The organism is Nocardia sp. CC227C (genome assembly GCF_030767025.1).
In the GTDB taxonomy this organism is placed as follows: Bacteria; Actinomycetota; Actinomycetes; order Mycobacteriales; family Mycobacteriaceae; genus Nocardia.
Map to the genome: position 1 here is coordinate 120,029 of NZ_JASITE010000014.1, position 15,258 is coordinate 135,286.

The following is a 15,258-nucleotide window of genomic DNA, read 5'->3' on the forward strand; positions in this document are numbered from 1 at the left end:
GCGGGCGCCGCGGTCGGGAGTCGGCGGGAGTAGTGGTGGCCGCTGATCTGGATCTGGCCGCCACCGGTCTGTGCGGCCGGCTCGCCGCACCCGAACATGTCGCTGAGGGCTGGTATCTGGTCGCGGATTATCTTGCGGGCACCGAGTTCAGGCGCGACCGTGCACAGGGCGCCCGTCTGCGTTGGGCCAACCGGCTGCGCTGGGATGGGCACGATTGGACGATGGGCGAGTGGGTCCCCGCCAACGGGCACCCATGATGGTGGCCCCGCCCGCGCCCTCTCGATTCCGAACCGTCTCGGGGCCTGCCCTCGGAAACGGTGTTCCTGGCACTAGGCTGGGCGGTGAGGCAACCCGCCTGGCACCCACGACGGCCGGGTCGTCGTGAGGCGATCGCCGGTCAGACGGGAGCACAGCATGGAACGGGTACCGGACCACGGTTTCGGTGAGTTCGCGTGAGACCCGCGGATTCGGTCGCCGCACGGTTCCTGGCCGAGTTGCGAGGTAGTGCCGACGGACGGCTCGTCGCGCGACCATCGGGAGATCGGCTGTGCCTGGCGTGTACCCGGATCCTGCCGATCTCCGGTGCCGCGGTCACCGCGATCACCGATTCCGGCCGGGGAGAGATCCTCGGTACCGCCGGCACCGATGCGGCCTGGCTGGCCGATGCGCAGGCGGCCACGGGGGAGGGGCCCGGCCAGGACGCCCATCGCAACGGTGCGCCGGTGCGGGTGCCTGACATGTCGGCCATGCTGGGTAGCGGCCGCTGGCCGCTGTTGGCCCAATGGGACGGTACCCCCACCATCGCGGCGGTGTGTTCGATCCCCTTGCAGCTGGGTGCGATTCGCCTCGGCTACCTGGATCTGCTCGATGCCGCGACCGTTGTCGCCGAGCCCGCGGCCTATCGCGACGCGCTGAGCGTGGCCGGCATCGTCACCGCCGTGTTGCTCGCCGCGCTGACCCCACCGCAGGACGGCATCGCATCGGGTGTCGGGTGGGAGCTGTCGACCGCCGCACGTGAGATCCACCAGGCGACCGGGATGGTCGCGGTGCAACTGAACGCCCCGGCTGGGGTCGCCTACGCACGCCTGGTCGGGCATGCCTTCGCCGTTGGGCGTCGCGTGGACGAGGTCGCCGCCGATGTCGTGGCGCGAAACCTCCGGTTCTTCCCGGACGGCGGACCGGATTCCGGCCACGGCTCTCCTGAGGGTCCGATCCCGGCGCCCGAGCATTGAGATACGGCCATGAGTTCCATAGGATTTCTCAGAGAAGAGGTGAGCCGACGATGGCACAGAGGGACCGAGCGCTCACAACGGTGCTCGTGCGGCTGGTCGACACCTTGGTCGCAGACTACGACCCGTTGGAGCTGACGCAGCAGCTGGTCGAAACCAGCGTCGAACTCTTGGCCGCCGACGCGGCGGGCGTCATGCTCGCCGATGCCGACGGGCACCTGCAAGTCTTCGCCTCCACCTCCGAGGAACTGCGACTGCTCGAACTGCTGCAGATCCAGTCCGCAGCGGGACCTTGCCTGCAAGCGTTCCATACCGGCACACCGGTCCGCGTCGGCGACATCACCGAAACCACCGGGTGGCCGGTCTTCGGACAGCGCATGCTCGCGGAAGGATTCCGCGGGGTCTGCGCGTTGCCGTTGCGCCTGCGTGAGGATCGTATCGGCGCGTTGAACCTGTTCACCGCCGAACCGGGCGTACTGGCGGAGGAAGACCTGCGGATCGGACAGGCCCTGGCCGACTTCGCCACGATCGGCATCGTGCATGCCCGTGTCCTCGCCGACTCCCTGATGGTCAACGATCAGCTCGCGCATGCGCTCAACAGCCGCGTCATCATCGAACAGGCCAAAGGCATGCTCGCCGAGCGAGCGGGTGTCGATATGGACACCGCCTTCCACGCCCTGCGCCGTTACGCCCGCGACACGAACCGCCGTCTCGCCGATCTCGCCCACGCCGTTGTCGACCGCGGCGTCGAGTTGGACGCTGTTCTCAGCGGCCACAGACCTCAGCCCTGACAGCCCATAGGTCGCAGATTGTCCGGTCTGGTGTCGGTCGGGCGGCCGCGAGCGAACGGCGCCGGGTCAGCGTCCAGGTTCGGTGGTCGGCCAGGTACTGGTGATGTCGAGCATCGCCGAATTGCTGACGCGGATATGGTTCTCCAGCTCCGCGACCAAGGCGCTGAGGTCGTTGCGGGCGGCGGCTACCTGCGCGCTGGTTGAATCCGACTCGTCGAGCACGCCGCGAATCGTATCGAGGCGCAGCAGCACATCCAGCAGTCGGCGCACGACTCCGTCGCCGAGGGTGAGGAAGTGATCTGATCCGTGGTATCGGCGGGCATTCGCGGATCCGGGGGATGGTATGGGGCGCAGGGCCGACAGGGGGCGTTCCGGGCCGGGCGGGGGTGTCATGATGCGCGCATTCGATAGTTCCGGTTCGAGGCGGGACTGGCGTTCTGCCAATCGAATCCGACGCGCAGCATGCGCCCGAGGGGGCCGCTGACGGCGTCGATCGGTTCGTGCGGTTCGGCGGCGGGGTCACCGGTCCGGGGCCACCGGGCGCCGTCGACCGGAGCGGCGTGACCACCGTGGTCACGCGGTATGAGGAGTAGTGGTCGCGCGTGCGTTGGGTGAGGCAGCGTCATGGTGACGCTCCTGTCTGACCGGAAACCGGCCGCCGGCGGTGCTGATGCCACCTCTATCGGGAGCACTCTCTGATGGTTACCGCAACCACACAGCCTACACGCACCCGGCCGCCGCGGTTCATCGATCGAATCGGCGGAACGAGCTGCTGGGCACCACGGGATTCCGGGGCCGGGCGGGCATCGCTCGCTGGATTGCGGGTCTCCCGCATGCGGGACAACGGAATTGGACGCCGCACCGGAACGTCCGCGCGCCGACGGATGAGTTCGCGGGTTCATCCCCCCGCCTGGCCGGGGCGTTCGTCTCGGTCTCCCGACCGGTTTCGGAATCACGGCGAGGCGGTACATCACGGGTCATCCGACCGACCGCGGCGATCCCGTCCCCGGGGCGGGCCGGGCGGCGGCGAAATCGGCGGTCCACACCGGTTGCAGCATGTGCCAGTCGGCCGGATGCGCGGCGATACCGGCGGCGAAGCGGTCGGCCAGGGCTTGGGTGGCGTGCCGGACGCCGCGCGCGGTATCGATCGGCGCGTCGACGTGGAAACCCCAGCCGTCGGGGGTGAACCAGCAGTGCACCGGGAGCAGAGGCGCGCCGGTGTCGATCGCCAGCCGGGCGGGTCCGGCGGGCATGCGAGCCGGTTCGCCGAAGAAGTCGACCGGTACGCCCGAGCCGGTCAGGTCGCGCTCGCCGAGCAGCCCGACCATGCGACCCTGCCGCAGGCGCGCGGCCAGTTGTTCGAACGGTGGCGTCGCGCCGCCGGTGAGCGGGACGATCTCGAATCCGAGCCCCTCCCGGAACCGGACGAAGCGTTGGTACAGCGCCTCGGGGCGCAGCCGCTCGGCGACCACGGTCGGTGATCCGACCCGCTGCACCAGCCAGACTCCCGCCAGATCCCAATTGCCGCTGTGCGGCAGTGCCAGCACCGCGCCCCGCCCGCCCGCGACGGCATCATGGATGTGGTCGAGCCCGGTTGCCACCGATTCGATGTGGTCGGCCAGACCTACCGGATCCATCGACGGCAGCCGGAACGACTCGCACCAGTACCGGGCGTAGGAGCGCACGCTCGCGCGCACGAGTTCGTCGGGCACCCGCTCCGGAGTCGTGGACAGCACCCGGGCCAGGTTGCGCCGCAACTGAATCGGCCCGCCGTCGCGCGCGGCGCGATCGGCCGCGCGCTCGAACAGACCGAGCGCCCACGGCTGCGGCAGGGCGCGCACCAGCCGCCAGCCCGCCGCGTAGCCCAGATCCGCGGCGCGGGCCCGCGGGTTCACCGCTCGGCCGCCGCGCGGGCGACGTCGCTGCCGCGGCGACCGAACCCGCTCGGCAGCGGCCGATATCGACAGGTCATTCCCGAAGTCTCCTCCGTCCGCGCGGCCGCGCACCGGAAACGGAGCAGGAACATCTCGAGGCAGCCCACCGGATCACGGCCGCGGGCGCCGGGGAGAGCGCTCGGCGGCCGCCGGATGGGCGGTCAATCGCCGAACAGCCGCTCTGCGGTCCAGTCGGGGGCCTCGTCTCGACCGTGCCGCGCGGCCGCCAGATAGTCGGACGCGTTCCGGTATCGCTGTGTACGACCCTCGATGTCGAAACAGGCTCGACAGACCTGCCGGTAGGAATCGAAACACCGGGCGGCATCCGCACGAGCTCGTGGTGACGGCGCCACGGCATCGAATGCCGACAGGCAGTCGCGCTCGCATTCCAGGTACCGCGTCATACAGTGATCCGCCATCTCGGCAACGGCGACGAGCGATTGTTCGAGCGACCGCCGACCTGTCCGGTGGACGATGCACACGGCATTGTGCGCCGGGTCGATCTCGAGGTCCTTGCGCGCCATGTAGATGTCGTTGTGCAATCCGATCCATTCCGCGAGCCACAGCCGAGCCCGCGAATACTCCGGCAGTGCGCGCAGCCGCGGATCCATATCCACTCCGAGGGAGAGTTCCGCGAGATCGAAGAACATCGGCATGCCGGACCCGTAGCGTCGACGCTGTCGGTACTCCGCGATCGTGGGGCGGTGATCATGCCACCGGTCCTCGGCATCGTGGCGCAGCGAGTACAGCCATTGCTCGATGCTGGTTCCGAACTGTTCGATCCAACCCCGAGAACGCTCCGCGACGGCACGCGTCCAGATATCGTGCAGAGCCCGGGCGGGGCGGCTGCCCGCCGGTGCCGGATTCGTTTCCAGCTGCGCCCGCAGCTCGGCCACGGCCGACGTGGCCTGCGCGACATCGCGCCCTACCGGACCGTCGTCGAATTGGTCATCGACGATGAACGCCCAGGCCAAGTGCTGCGTCAGGAGAGGCAGGACGTGACGTGTCGCCCGCGGGTAGAACAGGCTCGCGATCCAGGGGGTTTCGGTGCGCTCCAGATGCCTGCGGCTGCCGGCGGTCGGAGTCAGCTCGAACGAGTCGACCCAAGTCCACAAGCTGGCCTCGGTGGCACTACCGGCGGGATTCGCGGTGCATTCCTCGAACGGCATGACCAGTCGCGGTATGGGCAAGCCGTCATTGATCGACTTTCGGCCGTCCGCGGTCATCGGTCGGCGCTCTCTCCCGCGCGGATGGAGGTCGTATGTCGCGAGTTCGCTGTCATCAGCAGATGCCGGGGCCGTAGCAGTAGCCCCGTCGCCGGTGTGACCTCTTGGGCGGTCGACAGCCGCAAGCGCCATCGGCTCGCGATGGTCGCCAGCGCCAGAGTCGCCTCGGTCATGCCGAATCGGTCGCCGATGCATTTCCGAGCGCCCCCGCCGAACGGAATGAAGTGCTCGAGCGCGGGATGCGCGGTGTCGCGGCCCCACCGGTCCGGATCGAAGGATTCCGGCCGCGCGAAGACATCCGCCCGATGATGGATCAGGTAGGGGCTGTAGGCCACGGTCGTGCCGGCGGGCAGCGTGTACCCGCCCAGCGTGGTGGTGCCGGTGACCACTCGCATGGACAGCCAGGCCGGTGAGTAGACGCGCAGCGCTTCGGTGATCACCCGTTCGGTCAGTATGAGTCGGTGCAGATCGGTGTAGCGCGCGGTCCGGTCCGTCACCACCGCGTCGACTTCGGCATGCAGCCGATGCTCGACCTCCGGATTCCGGGCCAGCAGGTACAGCGCCCATGCCAGCGTCGTCGCGGTGGTCTCGGTACCGGCGAGGAAGAACGCGATGATGGTGTCGGTGATCTCCTCGTCGCTCATCCCGCCGCCGTCGTGCTCGTCATCGCGGGCGGCCATCAGGGCGGACAGCAGGTCGCCGTGATCGTCGGGCGTGCGACGCCGCTCCGCGATGATCTCGTCGACGGTGCGGCGCACGCTCGCGTGCGCGCGACGGTAGGACAGGTTTCCCGGTGTCGGCAGGCGGTCCAGTGGCGGCGGCAGGAAGGTGCGCAGATAGAAGCCGTCGAAAAGGGATTCGACATCGGCCAGCAGTCTGTCGAGCAGTCCGGCGGGGAGCTGGTTCGACAACAGCGTGGCGGCCGTGACGCGCGAGGTGATCGTCATCATCTCGGTCAGCAGGTCCAGCGGCTCGTCGTCCGGCCAGGCGCCGACGACGTCGACAATGCATTCCGTCATCGTTTCCGCGTAGCGCGGCAGCCGGTCGGCGCGGAACGCGGGCTGTGCCAGGCGGCGTTGCCGGCGATGGGCGTCGTAGGGGCAGGAGGCGAGACTGTCCCGTAGCACTTCGCGGATCCGGTCGTAGATGGGTCCGCCCTTGTCGAACGTCCGATCGTCGCGCAGCAGTTGGCGAACCGTCGCGGGATCGCACGCAAGCACGATCCGGGCGGGTCCGATGCGAATCCGGATCAGACTCTCCGCGGTGGGCAGCGAGGTGAGAAAGCGCGTCGGATCTCGGAGCAGCGGAATGGCGTGGCCGACCAGCGGCGCCGCTTTCGGGGCACTGGGAATGGAATGCACGGAACGCATGCGGCACCTCTCGCTCGGTTCGTCGGATCGCCCGGTGTTGCAGGACTTCTCGCCGATACGAACGGAGACGTGAAAAGCAGACGAACGTAAATCAGCCGAATGTGTGCTGTATCCGAGGAATGCCACGAATAAGCTTCGACATTCGTAATGCGGGCACGATACGTCCGGTGGTCGAGCCCATCGGTGTGCGACGGTCGAGTCCGGATGGTTCGAAAACGGAAATCCCACTGACGCTTGTGATTTTAGTCTCAGCGGCGTCTCGTCGCAAGATGTCACCGCGCCAGCCGATGAACAGATCGGCTGTTGCCGAACGCAATTCGGACGTAACAGCGCTACCGCGAGACAGTGTTCCGGCGCTGCTGGCATGCTGGGGCCGTGTCACAGATCGCCCTGTATTACCCGTGGATGCGTTTCCGGAACGAGAATTGGCTGAAGCTGGCCCTGCTGACCTGGGACCATGTCGCGCGGATTCGGCCGCGATCGGCGTCGGACACCGATTCGGACGCGGTGGCGAGGTTGCGTGCGGAGACCGATTTTCTGCACGACGTGGAGCCGGTTCGGGAGGATCTGCGGCGGCTCACCAATATCTTCGGCGACATCATCACCTCGGGGGAGCCGCAGATATTGCAGCGGTACCGGTGGCGGGCGGTGGTGGACTCGGCGGGAGCGGCGGCCACGCCGCGCAAGACCGGTGGGCCGCGCCGGGCGTTTCCGGGCCTGGCGTGGGTCCATGCCGGGACCGACGGGCCGAAGGCGCACCTCGCCCTGTCCCGGCTGCTGGAGGAGGAGGGCTTGGCGGTGACCGTCGAGGAGGCGACCGGTCCGTACCTCGGGATGCATCCTCGCCTCGCCGACCTCTACCTGACCGCCCTCGCCGATGTGGTGGCGGCGCGGCAGCGGGTCTCACCCGTGACCGACGATCCGCGCGCGCACGCCGCCGTCGGCACCCTCGACCGGCTCTACGACCTGCTGGTCGACGACCCGGAGGCCGCGCCGGTGAGCGACGGCGCGCGGCACGCGTACCTGCACTTCGCAGCACATGCCGCCCTGCGGCCCGAGCGGTTGCGTGACGTGCCGTTGCCGACGCTGCTCGCTTTTCGCGAGCGGCATGCGGGGGACCTGCGGGCGTTCCGGGACCACATCGGGTCGCTGTCGAAGGAAATGGCGGGCGTCGCGCCTGCCGAGGGGCCGGAAGCGGCGCGCCGCCTGCTCCGGGACGTCTACCGGTCGACGACGAAACCCCGGGTCGAGGAGCTGTGCCGAGCGCTGGGCGACTTCGGAATCGACGCCGGACCCGGCCTGCTCGGCATCAAGGTCGATCTGCCGGCCGCCGCGATCGCCGGTGCGGCGCTCCCCGAAGCCGACGATTTCGCCGGTACCGGAACGGGTTTCGCCTTCGCGGTCGTCCCGTACGTCGCGGACCGGATGCGCGCCCGCCGCACCACCATCCAGGAAACGCCGGTCTCCTACCTGCTTACGGCCGACCGGAAGCTGACCGGCAAGTCGCTGCTCGCCATGATGCGGCGCTGACCGGCGGTCGGGCTTACTCCGCGAACGCGCCCATCACCGGCAGCCATTCCACATACCGCACCTCTTCGATCAGCCCCAGCTGCGCGAACGGATCCTGTGCCAGCAGCTTCGGCATCTCCTCGGCCTCGGCGACGCGGAAGAGCAGCAGCGCTCCGGACCCGTCCGGATACGGGCCGCTGGTCAGTACGATGCCCTGATCGACCAGGCCGTTGAGGAAGGCCCGGTGTGCGGGGCGGTGCTCGTTGCGGGCCGCGGCGGTGGCGTCGGTGTAGGTGTAGTGGACGGCGAAGATCGGCACGGGTGGGACTTTCTGATCGGGTGGACGGCTCTCGGTGGACGGCCGTCGGCTGACGGAGGCGTTATCGAAAGGCTCAGAGGTTCAACAGCATTCGGGTATTCCCGAGGGTATTGGGTTTGACGTAGCTGAGGTCGAGGAATTCGGCGACGCCGGTGTCGTAGGAGCGGCACATCTCGGCGTACACCTCGGCGGTGACCGGGGTGCCGTCGATTTCGGCGAAACCGTGGCGGCCGAAGAAGTCCACCTCGAAGGTGAGCACGAACAGGCGCTTCAGCTCCAGCTCCCGCGCCACCGTGATGAGCTGCGCGACGAGCAGGTGTCCGACCCCCGAGCCCTTCACGTCCGGGTGCACGGCCACGGTGCGCACCTCGCCGAGGTCGGCCCACAGCACGTGCAGGGCGCCGCAGCCGACCAGCCGGCCGTCGAGTTCGGCCACCCAGAATTCCTGCACCGCCTCGTAGAGGTTCACGAGGTTCTTCTCCAGCAGGATCCGGCCCGCGTACATGTCGACCAGGCCCTTGATCTCGGGCACATCCGAGGCGCGGGCGCGGCGCACGACGGGAGTACCCGCCGCCGCGCCGCCTACCGAACCGCTGTGAGGTGCCCGTGTTGTCATGGGGTGCACAGTAGTCGGCCCCCGTACCGATAGTCTGAAGGTGTGTCGCACATCCAGTCCCCCCGCTGCCCGGTCGTCGCCGGGTCTCTTGGCCGAGTCGGCGGCCGGTGGGGGCGCTGGTGACCGTGCAACGTGAGGAGGGCCGCTGGGCCGGGGCGGGTTCCCCGCATTCCGGATTCGCGCCCGCGCCCCGACCGGAGGTCGGCGCCGTCGAACCGGCCGCCGTGCCGCTGATGAACGTGGCCAATGTGCTGACGGTGCTGCGCATCGCCATCGTCCCGTTGTTCCTGGCGGCCCTGTTCGCGGGCGGCGGCCACGACACCGCGTGGCGGTGGGCCGCGGCGGCGCTGTTCGGCATCGCCGCCATCACCGACCGCATCGACGGGCAGCTGGCCCGGAAATACGGGCTGATCACCGATTTCGGCAAACTCGCCGATCCGATCGCGGACAAGGCGCTGATCGGCGCGGCCCTGGTGGGGCTGTCCATGCTGGGCGATCTGCCGTGGTGGATCACCATCGTCATCGGCGCCCGCGAGATCGGGATCACGCTGCTGCGCCTGGCGGTGGTCCGGCGCGGGGTGATCCCGGCCGGTCGCGGCGGCAAACTCAAGACGCTGGTGCAGTCGGTGGCCATCGCGGTGCTGCTGCTGCCGCTCTCGGACGGCTGGTTCACCGCCGGCATGCTGCTGATGTACGCGGCGGTGGCGCTGACCGTCGCCACCGGCCTCGACTATGTGGTGCAGGCGGCCCGGCTCTGGTTCGGCGCGCCGCGCCGCACGGTCTGACGGGTCCGGCCGTGACCGCCGTGACGCCCTCGACCGATCCCCTGACCGCCGAGGCGCCGGCCGCCGATCTGGTGCGCGCGCTGCGTGCGGCGGGGCGGACGATGGCGACCGCGGAATCGCTCACCGCCGGACTGCTCTCGGCCACCATTGCCGGAGTTCCGGGTGCGAGCACCGTATTGCGCGGGGGACTCGTCGTCTACGCCACCGACCTCAAGGCGACCCTCGCCGGTGTGAGCGCCGACACGCTCGACACCGACGGACCGGTGGCCGCCAGCACTGCCGAACAGCTGGCCGTGGGCGCGCGCATCCGGTGCGGAGCCGACTGGGGCGTCGGATTGACGGGGGTCGCCGGACCCGAACCGCAGGACGGCAGGCCGGTCGGCACGGTATTCCTTGGATTGGCGGGTCCGGAGGGCACCGAGGTGATTCGGTTGAAACTGTCCGGTGACCGGTGGACGATCAGGGTGACCGCGGTTCGCGCCGCGATCACCGAACTGCTCCGCGGCGTGCGGGGTGGTTGAGGCGTTCGGGAACGCGAGGGCGCCGCTGGACGTTGTCCAGTCAGGCTCCGGGATTCGACCCACCCGCCCGGCGACGAGTGTGAGGAGAACGAGATGACGCTGCTGCGAGAAGCCATCGGGGAAAGTCTGCGGCGCGCTCGGGTCGCCCAGAGCCGGACGCTGCGGGAGGTCTCCACCTCCGCACGGGTCAGCCTGGGATACCTGTCGGAGGTCGAGCGCGGCCGCAAGGAAGCGTCCAGTGAGCTGCTGGCGGCCATCTGCCAGGCGCTGGATGTGCCGCTGGCGCAGGTGCTCTTCGATGTGAGCGCGGCCATGGCCGACGCCGACCGCGAGACCGAGCGCGCGGCCGCCGCACCCGTCGGTTCGGGGGCGGCGACGGCGACCGCCGCCACGGCCGGTACCGCTGGTTCCGGCGGGACGCCGCGTGGCGGGGACGGCGCGTTCGGCCCCCGGTTCGTCATCCCGGCGCCCACATCGGATCGGCTGGTGCTGGTCGCGGCCGACTGAACACTGTGCGATGGAGCCGAAAGGGATAAATTCTCGGTAGGCTTCGTGCCGGGAGTGTTGTGCGGGGACGGTCCCCTAGGGGACCGTCCCGGATTTCAACGACTACCGCGCAGTGGAGGATAGGGACACAACGGGGTGCGTGACGGTCGCGCACTATGTCGCGTGGGCTCGCGCGGCACGTCAGATGGAGGCGGGATCAATCGATGGCTAATCCGTTCGTCAAGGCCTGGAAGTACCTGATGGCCCTCTTCGACTCCAAGATCGAGGAGCACGCGGATCCGAAGGTTCAGATCCAGCAGGCTATCGAGGAAGCCCAGCGCCAGCATCAGGCACTGTCGCAGCAGGCCGCTTCGGTCATCGGCAACCAGCGTCAGCTGGAGATGAAGCTCAACCGTCAACTCGACGAGGTGGAGAAGCTCAACGCCAATGCCCGCCAGGCGGTCATGCTCGCCGACCAGGCCACCAATGCCGGGGACACCGAGAAGGCGATCCAGTACACCAACGCCGCCGAGGCTTTCGCGGCGCAGCTGGTGACCGCCGAGCAGTCCGTCGAGGACCTGAAGGTGCTGCACGACCAGTCGCTGCAGGCCGCCGCGCAGGCCAAGAAGGCGGTGGAGCAGAACGCCATGCTGCTGCAGCAGAAGGTCGCCGAGCGCACCAAGCTGCTGTCCCAGCTGGAGCAGGCCAAGATGCAGGAGCAGGTGTCGGCCTCCCTGCAGCGGATGGACTCCACGCTCACCGCCCCCGGCACCACCCCGAGCCTGGACGCGGTGCGCGAGAAGATCGAACGCCGCTACGCCAACGCCCTCGGCGCGGCCGAGCTGGCGCAGAACTCGGTGCAGGGCCGCATGATGGAAGTGCAGCAGGCCAGCGTCCAGATGGCGGGCCACAACCGGCTCGAGCAGATCCGAGCCTCCATGCGCGGCGACGCCCTGCCCTCCAGCGGCGCGGCCCCGCAGCTCGATCAGGGCCAGGCCGCGGCCAATCCGGCCCAGCCGCAGCTGAACAAGGACCGCAGCGCACAGCAGCAGTAGTCTCCGGCGCTCCGGCGGGCCCCGCCGCGAGCGCTGCGCAGCTATCAGGTGAAAGGTTCGACCGATGGGGAGATCGCGGGCAGCGGGTGAGCCCGCGACCCCCCGCGCCCGCTTCCGCCGTAAACCGGTAGCGGAGCGCCCGACCGGATTCCGGTTCCCGATCCCGGGCCTGGGGTCCGCACCCGAACCGGACGTGACGTCACCGTCCACACCGCCCGTGACGAAGGGCTCCTCGCCGCACGGCGAACACGGCCCCGACGCCGGGCGGACCGCATCGCAGTACCCCTCGCCCGCCCGCCCGGACCGGCCGGAACCGCCGGGCCACCTCGGCCATCCGGCTCCGGTGACCGGAACGGCTCCTGAATCCAGCAGCGCCGCAACAGCTTTCGGCGCGGCCGGACTTCCGCGGGAGCCCGGGGTCCAAGACCGCTCCGATCCGTCTGCGACAGGCGCGCCCGCAAGCTCCTCGGGGCGGGCGTGGAACCCCTTGCCGGGCTTCGATATCGGCGTCGTGCACGAGCAGTGGGCGGCCACCACCGATCGGGCCGCGACGCGCGACCAGACCCGATCGCAGCCGCACGGCGGCCATCGGGACTCCGACACCTCGCGGCAGCGAGCCCGCGGAGACGGGCAGTCCGTCGATGACACACGGGATGCCCGATCCGGTGCCGACAGCGCGGGTGGCGCACGGCGGGACAGTGCCGAGCGTGGTGGTTCGCAACACGATGGTTCGCGCGGTGGTGTCGCGGATGCTGGTCCGCGTGACAGTACCGAGCTGCTCGGCCCGCGCGGCAATACGGATCACGATGGTCCGCGCGGTGCGGCCGATCGCGGCGATCCGCGTGATGGTGCCGGGCGCGATCGCTCGCGCGGTGCGGCCGGGCGCGGTGACTCGCATGGGGATCAGCGGGACGGCCGGGCCGGTGACGGGTTCGGTCCGGGCGCAGGCGCGCGTGGGGCGGCCGGTAGCCGCGAATCGACGGTGTTCGGGGTGCGTGAGGCTCGGGAACGGGCTACCGAGACCGTCCGGGAGCTATTGGCTCCGGCCGGGGTGGAGCCGGAGGAGTTGGCGCAGCGGCTGCCCGAGACGCTGCGCGGCATGGGGGAGCAGGCATTCGCCACGGTGCGGCGCTGGGCCGATCCGCGGGAGCGGGAGCTGCGCAAGCGGCGGCGGGTGCGGCGGCGCAGCCTGCGGTTGGGCACCGCGTCGGGGGTGACGACCATCGGCACCATCGGCCTGGTACTGATCTCCGCGCCCGCTTGGGCCGTGGTGGTGGTCGGCGGCGGCGCCGTGGCGCTGGTGACCGGGGCGGCCGTGACCACCAAGCGGTACTTGCAGATTCGCAACGACCCGCTGCCACCGGCAGCGTTCCAGCCCAAACGGCTGCCGCCGATGCGTTCGGCCGCGCGGGCGGCGATCGCACGGCTGGTGCGGGCCGAACGCGCCATGCACGGGCTCGGCAATCAGATCGCCCGCTCGGGACGACTGCCCACCGACGATCTCACCGACACCCTGGAGACCGCCGGTTCGGGGGCGTCCGCCCTGCATGCCCTGGCCGCCGACCTGGTCGCCATGGAACGTGCCGCGAGCGCCCTGTCCCACGCGAAGTCGCCGTTGGCCGAACACATTCGGATCGCCGCCGGACGCCTCGACGCCGGCGTCGCCGAATACGAGCGGATCGTGGCCGCGGCCGCCCAGGTGCTCGCCGTCCCCGAGAGCGCGGCTCTCGCCGACGACCTCGGCTGGGCCATGGTGGACCTGCGCGACGCCGCCGACCGCATGGACGGCTGGGCACAGGCCCTCACCGACCTCGCCGACGGCCGCTACCGCGCCACCCCACCCACGGCCTGACCGCCGATAGTCGCTACCGCGCCGACGCCACCGGCTCAGGGTGAACCCTGAACTTTCCCGGATATTGGTGCTGACCTGGTGTTTTTCACTCGCGGCCCTGCGAGTATGGAGGGTGTCGGATCGCGCGACCGCCGGTTCGGAAGACTTCGGGAGGTACCAATGCTGTGGAAGATCATCGGCGTCGTCGCGGTGGTGTGGATCGCGCTCGCTATTATCGGCGCGCTGATCAAGGGCCTGTTTCCGATCCTCATGATCAGCCTCGTGGTGTTCGGGCTGTACCTGCTGTACAAGGCGGTGTCGGGCTCGGACAACAAGTCGACGATCAGCAAGATGTAGCCGCACCGGCACAGCCGATCGGGCCGCCCGCGACCATTCGCGCGGGCGGCCCGATGCTGTGTCGGGCGCACGTCCGCCCCGCTCCGACGCCCCCGGGCCTCGCTGCGGCCGCCCGGATCACCGGTGCGCGATCCGGCGTCGTGCGTCCCGGGGGGAACAGTCCACTCGATCCAACCGTTGACCGCGCTATGGCTATCGCGATTGTCGCCACCGCCTACGGTGGCCCGGAGGTCCTGACCCCCATCGAGATCGACGTACCCGCTCCCGGTCCGGGTGAGGTGACCATCGAGGTGCGGGCGGCCGGGGTGAACCCCTTCGACTACAAGCGCTACTCCGGAGCTTTCGGCACCGACCCGAAGGCCCTGCCGCTGCGGCTGGGCGGCGAGGTGTCCGGTGTGGTGACGGCCGTGGGACCCGACGCCACCGGCCCGGCCGGGCCGATACAGGTCGGTGACGAGGTGCTGGCCCGGGTGGACGGCGGCTACGCCACCGTCGTCACCGCGCGGGCCGAGCGCGTGGTTCCCAAACCGAAGGCGGTGAGCTGGGAAGTCGCGGGCGGAATCCAGACCGTCGGCGGAACCGCCGTCCATACCTTGGCGGCCACCGACGTGCGCGCCGGCGACACGGTGCTCGTGCACGGTGCCGCGGGCAGTGTCGGCGCGACCGCCGCGCAGCTGGCCGTGGCTCGCGGTGCGCGGGTGATCGGCACCGCGGCCCCCGCCCGCCACGAACGCCTGCGCGGCTACAGGGTCGAACCGGTCGCCTACGGGCCGGGTCTCGCCGATCGCGTGCGCGCCCTCGCCCCCGGTGGGGCGGACGCCGCCATCGACACCGTCGGCACCGACGAGGCCGTCGACGTCTCCTTGGAGTTGGTCGCCGACCGTGCGCGCATCGCCACCATCGCGGCCTTCGACCGAATCGCCGAGACCGGTATCAAGGCGCTGGGCGGCGGTCCGGGTGCGGACCCGGGCACCGAGATCCGGGCGGGGGCGTGGCGGGAACTGCTCGGTCTGCTCGACACGGACGAACTGGAACTCGTCATCGCCGCGACCTATCCGCTCACCGACGTCGCCGCCGCGCACGAGTTCGTCATCGCGGGTCATGCGGGAGGGAAGGTCGTGCTGCTGCCCTGATTCGGGCAATTCGCCTTCGGAGGCGACCGCCGTCGCATATGTTGTTGCCCACAACATTTAGTCGGTGCGCGGTCGCCTATCGTGACCGCCGCTCGA

General features: G+C 69.9%; 18 protein-coding genes. 11 read left to right on the plus strand and 7 right to left on the minus strand.

All coding sequences use genetic code 11. The features are described from left to right. Positions 1–35: 35 nt before the first annotated feature. The 3 genes from QMO76_RS26395 to QMO76_RS26405 all read left to right on the plus strand — a co-directional run bounded on the left by QMO76_RS26395 (position 36) and on the right by QMO76_RS26405 (position 2,020). Positions 36–257 carry a hypothetical protein gene (locus QMO76_RS26395; RefSeq protein ID WP_306364019.1) on the plus strand — a complete coding sequence of 74 codons (222 nt, stop codon included), beginning with the start codon at positions 36–38 and terminating at the stop codon, positions 255–257. Between the two features lie 195 nt (positions 258–452). Next, a complete protein-coding gene (locus tag QMO76_RS26400) occupies positions 453–1,232 on the plus strand; it encodes an ANTAR domain-containing protein (protein WP_306364020.1) in 780 nt (259 codons plus the stop codon). Between the two features lie 50 nt (positions 1,233–1,282). Further along, positions 1,283–2,020: a GAF and ANTAR domain-containing protein gene (locus tag QMO76_RS26405; RefSeq protein ID WP_306364021.1), complete on the plus strand. Its 738-nt coding sequence runs from the start codon at positions 1,283–1,285 to the stop codon at positions 2,018–2,020. Between the two features lie 66 nt (positions 2,021–2,086). Here the strand turns inward: QMO76_RS26405 and QMO76_RS26410 are convergent, their stop codons facing one another. The 5 genes from QMO76_RS26410 to QMO76_RS26425 all read right to left on the minus strand — a co-directional run bounded on the left by QMO76_RS26410 (position 2,087) and on the right by QMO76_RS26425 (position 6,778). Beyond that, positions 2,087–2,413: a hypothetical protein gene (locus tag QMO76_RS26410; protein ID WP_306364022.1), complete on the minus strand. Its 327-nt coding sequence runs from the start codon at positions 2,411–2,413 to the stop codon at positions 2,087–2,089. Next, complete coding sequence (locus QMO76_RS35425; protein WP_372342087.1) at positions 2,410–2,991, minus strand: DUF5994 family protein; 582 nt, start codon at positions 2,989–2,991, stop codon at positions 2,410–2,412. Before QMO76_RS35425 ends, QMO76_RS26410 begins: the two co-directional genes overlap by 4 nt. 6 nt (positions 2,992–2,997) lie before the next feature. Continuing rightward, a complete protein-coding gene (locus QMO76_RS26415; protein WP_306364023.1) occupies positions 2,998–3,915 on the minus strand; it encodes a phosphatidylinositol mannoside acyltransferase in 918 nt (305 codons plus the stop codon). A 200-nt stretch (positions 3,916–4,115) separates the two neighbouring features. Next, positions 4,116–5,180 (minus strand): terpene synthase family protein, encoded by a 1,065-nt coding sequence (locus QMO76_RS26420; protein ID WP_306364024.1) that lies wholly within the window; start codon positions 5,178–5,180, stop codon positions 4,116–4,118. After that, positions 5,177–6,778, minus strand: coding sequence for a cytochrome P450 (locus QMO76_RS26425; protein ID WP_306364025.1), 1,602 nt, complete (start codon positions 6,776–6,778; stop codon positions 5,177–5,179). The genes QMO76_RS26420 and QMO76_RS26425 overlap by 4 nt, the downstream gene beginning before the upstream one ends. A 147-nt stretch (positions 6,779–6,925) precedes the next feature. On the opposite strand from QMO76_RS26425, the gene QMO76_RS26430 reads away from it, so the two are divergent. After that, positions 6,926–8,080, plus strand: coding sequence for a DUF6236 family protein (locus QMO76_RS26430; RefSeq protein ID WP_306364026.1), 1,155 nt, complete (start codon positions 6,926–6,928; stop codon positions 8,078–8,080). Positions 8,081–8,093: 13 nt separating this feature from the next. Here the strand turns inward: QMO76_RS26430 and QMO76_RS26435 are convergent, their stop codons facing one another. Both QMO76_RS26435 and QMO76_RS26440 read right to left on the minus strand, forming a co-directional pair. Further along, the gene (locus QMO76_RS26435; RefSeq protein WP_306364027.1) at positions 8,094–8,378 is read right to left on the minus strand and encodes a YciI family protein; all 285 of its coding nucleotides are present in this window, start codon (positions 8,376–8,378) and stop codon (positions 8,094–8,096) included. Between the two features lie 73 nt (positions 8,379–8,451). Beyond that, positions 8,452–8,994 carry an amino-acid N-acetyltransferase gene (locus QMO76_RS26440; RefSeq protein ID WP_306364028.1) on the minus strand — a complete coding sequence of 181 codons (543 nt, stop codon included), beginning with the start codon at positions 8,992–8,994 and terminating at the stop codon, positions 8,452–8,454. A 119-nt stretch (positions 8,995–9,113) separates the two neighbouring features. Here QMO76_RS26440 and pgsA point away from each other — a divergent pair, with 119 nt between their 5' ends. The 7 genes from pgsA to QMO76_RS26475 all read left to right on the plus strand — a co-directional run bounded on the left by pgsA (position 9,114) and on the right by QMO76_RS26475 (position 15,162). After that, the gene (gene pgsA, locus QMO76_RS26445) at positions 9,114–9,779 is read left to right on the plus strand and encodes a CDP-diacylglycerol--glycerol-3-phosphate 3-phosphatidyltransferase (protein ID WP_306364029.1); all 666 of its coding nucleotides are present in this window, start codon (positions 9,114–9,116) and stop codon (positions 9,777–9,779) included. A gap of 11 nt (positions 9,780–9,790) precedes the next feature. Then, positions 9,791–10,300 (plus strand): CinA family protein, encoded by a 510-nt coding sequence (locus QMO76_RS26450; RefSeq protein ID WP_372342088.1) that lies wholly within the window; start codon positions 9,791–9,793, stop codon positions 10,298–10,300. A 93-nt stretch (positions 10,301–10,393) separates the two neighbouring features. After that, on the plus strand, positions 10,394–10,807 hold the full coding sequence (locus tag QMO76_RS26455; RefSeq protein WP_306364030.1) for a helix-turn-helix domain-containing protein: 414 nt from the start codon (positions 10,394–10,396) through the stop codon (positions 10,805–10,807). Between the two features lie 203 nt (positions 10,808–11,010). Then, on the plus strand, positions 11,011–11,841 hold the full coding sequence (gene pspA, locus QMO76_RS26460) for a phage shock protein PspA (RefSeq protein ID WP_306364031.1): 831 nt from the start codon (positions 11,011–11,013) through the stop codon (positions 11,839–11,841). A gap of 217 nt (positions 11,842–12,058) precedes the next feature. Continuing rightward, the gene (locus QMO76_RS26465; protein WP_306364032.1) at positions 12,059–13,693 is read left to right on the plus strand and encodes a hypothetical protein; all 1,635 of its coding nucleotides are present in this window, start codon (positions 12,059–12,061) and stop codon (positions 13,691–13,693) included. Between the two features lie 159 nt (positions 13,694–13,852). After that, entirely contained in the window at positions 13,853–14,029 is a 177-nt protein-coding gene (locus QMO76_RS26470; RefSeq protein WP_306364033.1) for a hypothetical protein, read from the plus strand. Positions 14,030–14,217: 188 nt separating this feature from the next. Further along, the gene (locus QMO76_RS26475) at positions 14,218–15,162 is read left to right on the plus strand and encodes an NADP-dependent oxidoreductase (RefSeq protein WP_306364034.1); all 945 of its coding nucleotides are present in this window, start codon (positions 14,218–14,220) and stop codon (positions 15,160–15,162) included. Positions 15,163–15,258: the final 96 nt, after the last annotated feature.

Excerpts from the sequence above, each read along its gene's own strand:
- QMO76_RS26410 (WP_306364022.1), bottom strand. The coding sequence starts at position 2,413 with ATGACACCCCCGCCCGGCCCGGAACGCCCCCTGTCGGCCCTGCGCCCC.
- pspA (WP_306364031.1), top strand. The coding sequence starts at position 11,011 with ATGGCTAATCCGTTCGTCAAGGCCTGGAAGTACCTGATGGCCCTCTTC.
- QMO76_RS26475 (WP_306364034.1), top strand. The coding sequence starts at position 14,218 with ATGGCTATCGCGATTGTCGCCACCGCCTACGGTGGCCCGGAGGTCCTG.
- QMO76_RS26440 (WP_306364028.1), bottom strand. The coding sequence starts at position 8,994 with ATGACAACACGGGCACCTCACAGCGGTTCGGTAGGCGGCGCGGCGGCG.
- QMO76_RS26420 (WP_306364024.1), bottom strand. The coding sequence starts at position 5,180 with ATGACCGCGGACGGCCGAAAGTCGATCAATGACGGCTTGCCCATACCG.
- QMO76_RS35425 (WP_372342087.1), bottom strand. The coding sequence starts at position 2,991 with ATGTACCGCCTCGCCGTGATTCCGAAACCGGTCGGGAGACCGAGACGA.
- QMO76_RS26455 (WP_306364030.1), top strand. The coding sequence starts at position 10,394 with ATGACGCTGCTGCGAGAAGCCATCGGGGAAAGTCTGCGGCGCGCTCGG.
- QMO76_RS26405 (WP_306364021.1), top strand. The coding sequence starts at position 1,283 with ATGGCACAGAGGGACCGAGCGCTCACAACGGTGCTCGTGCGGCTGGTC.
- QMO76_RS26470 (WP_306364033.1), top strand. The coding sequence starts at position 13,853 with ATGCTGTGGAAGATCATCGGCGTCGTCGCGGTGGTGTGGATCGCGCTC.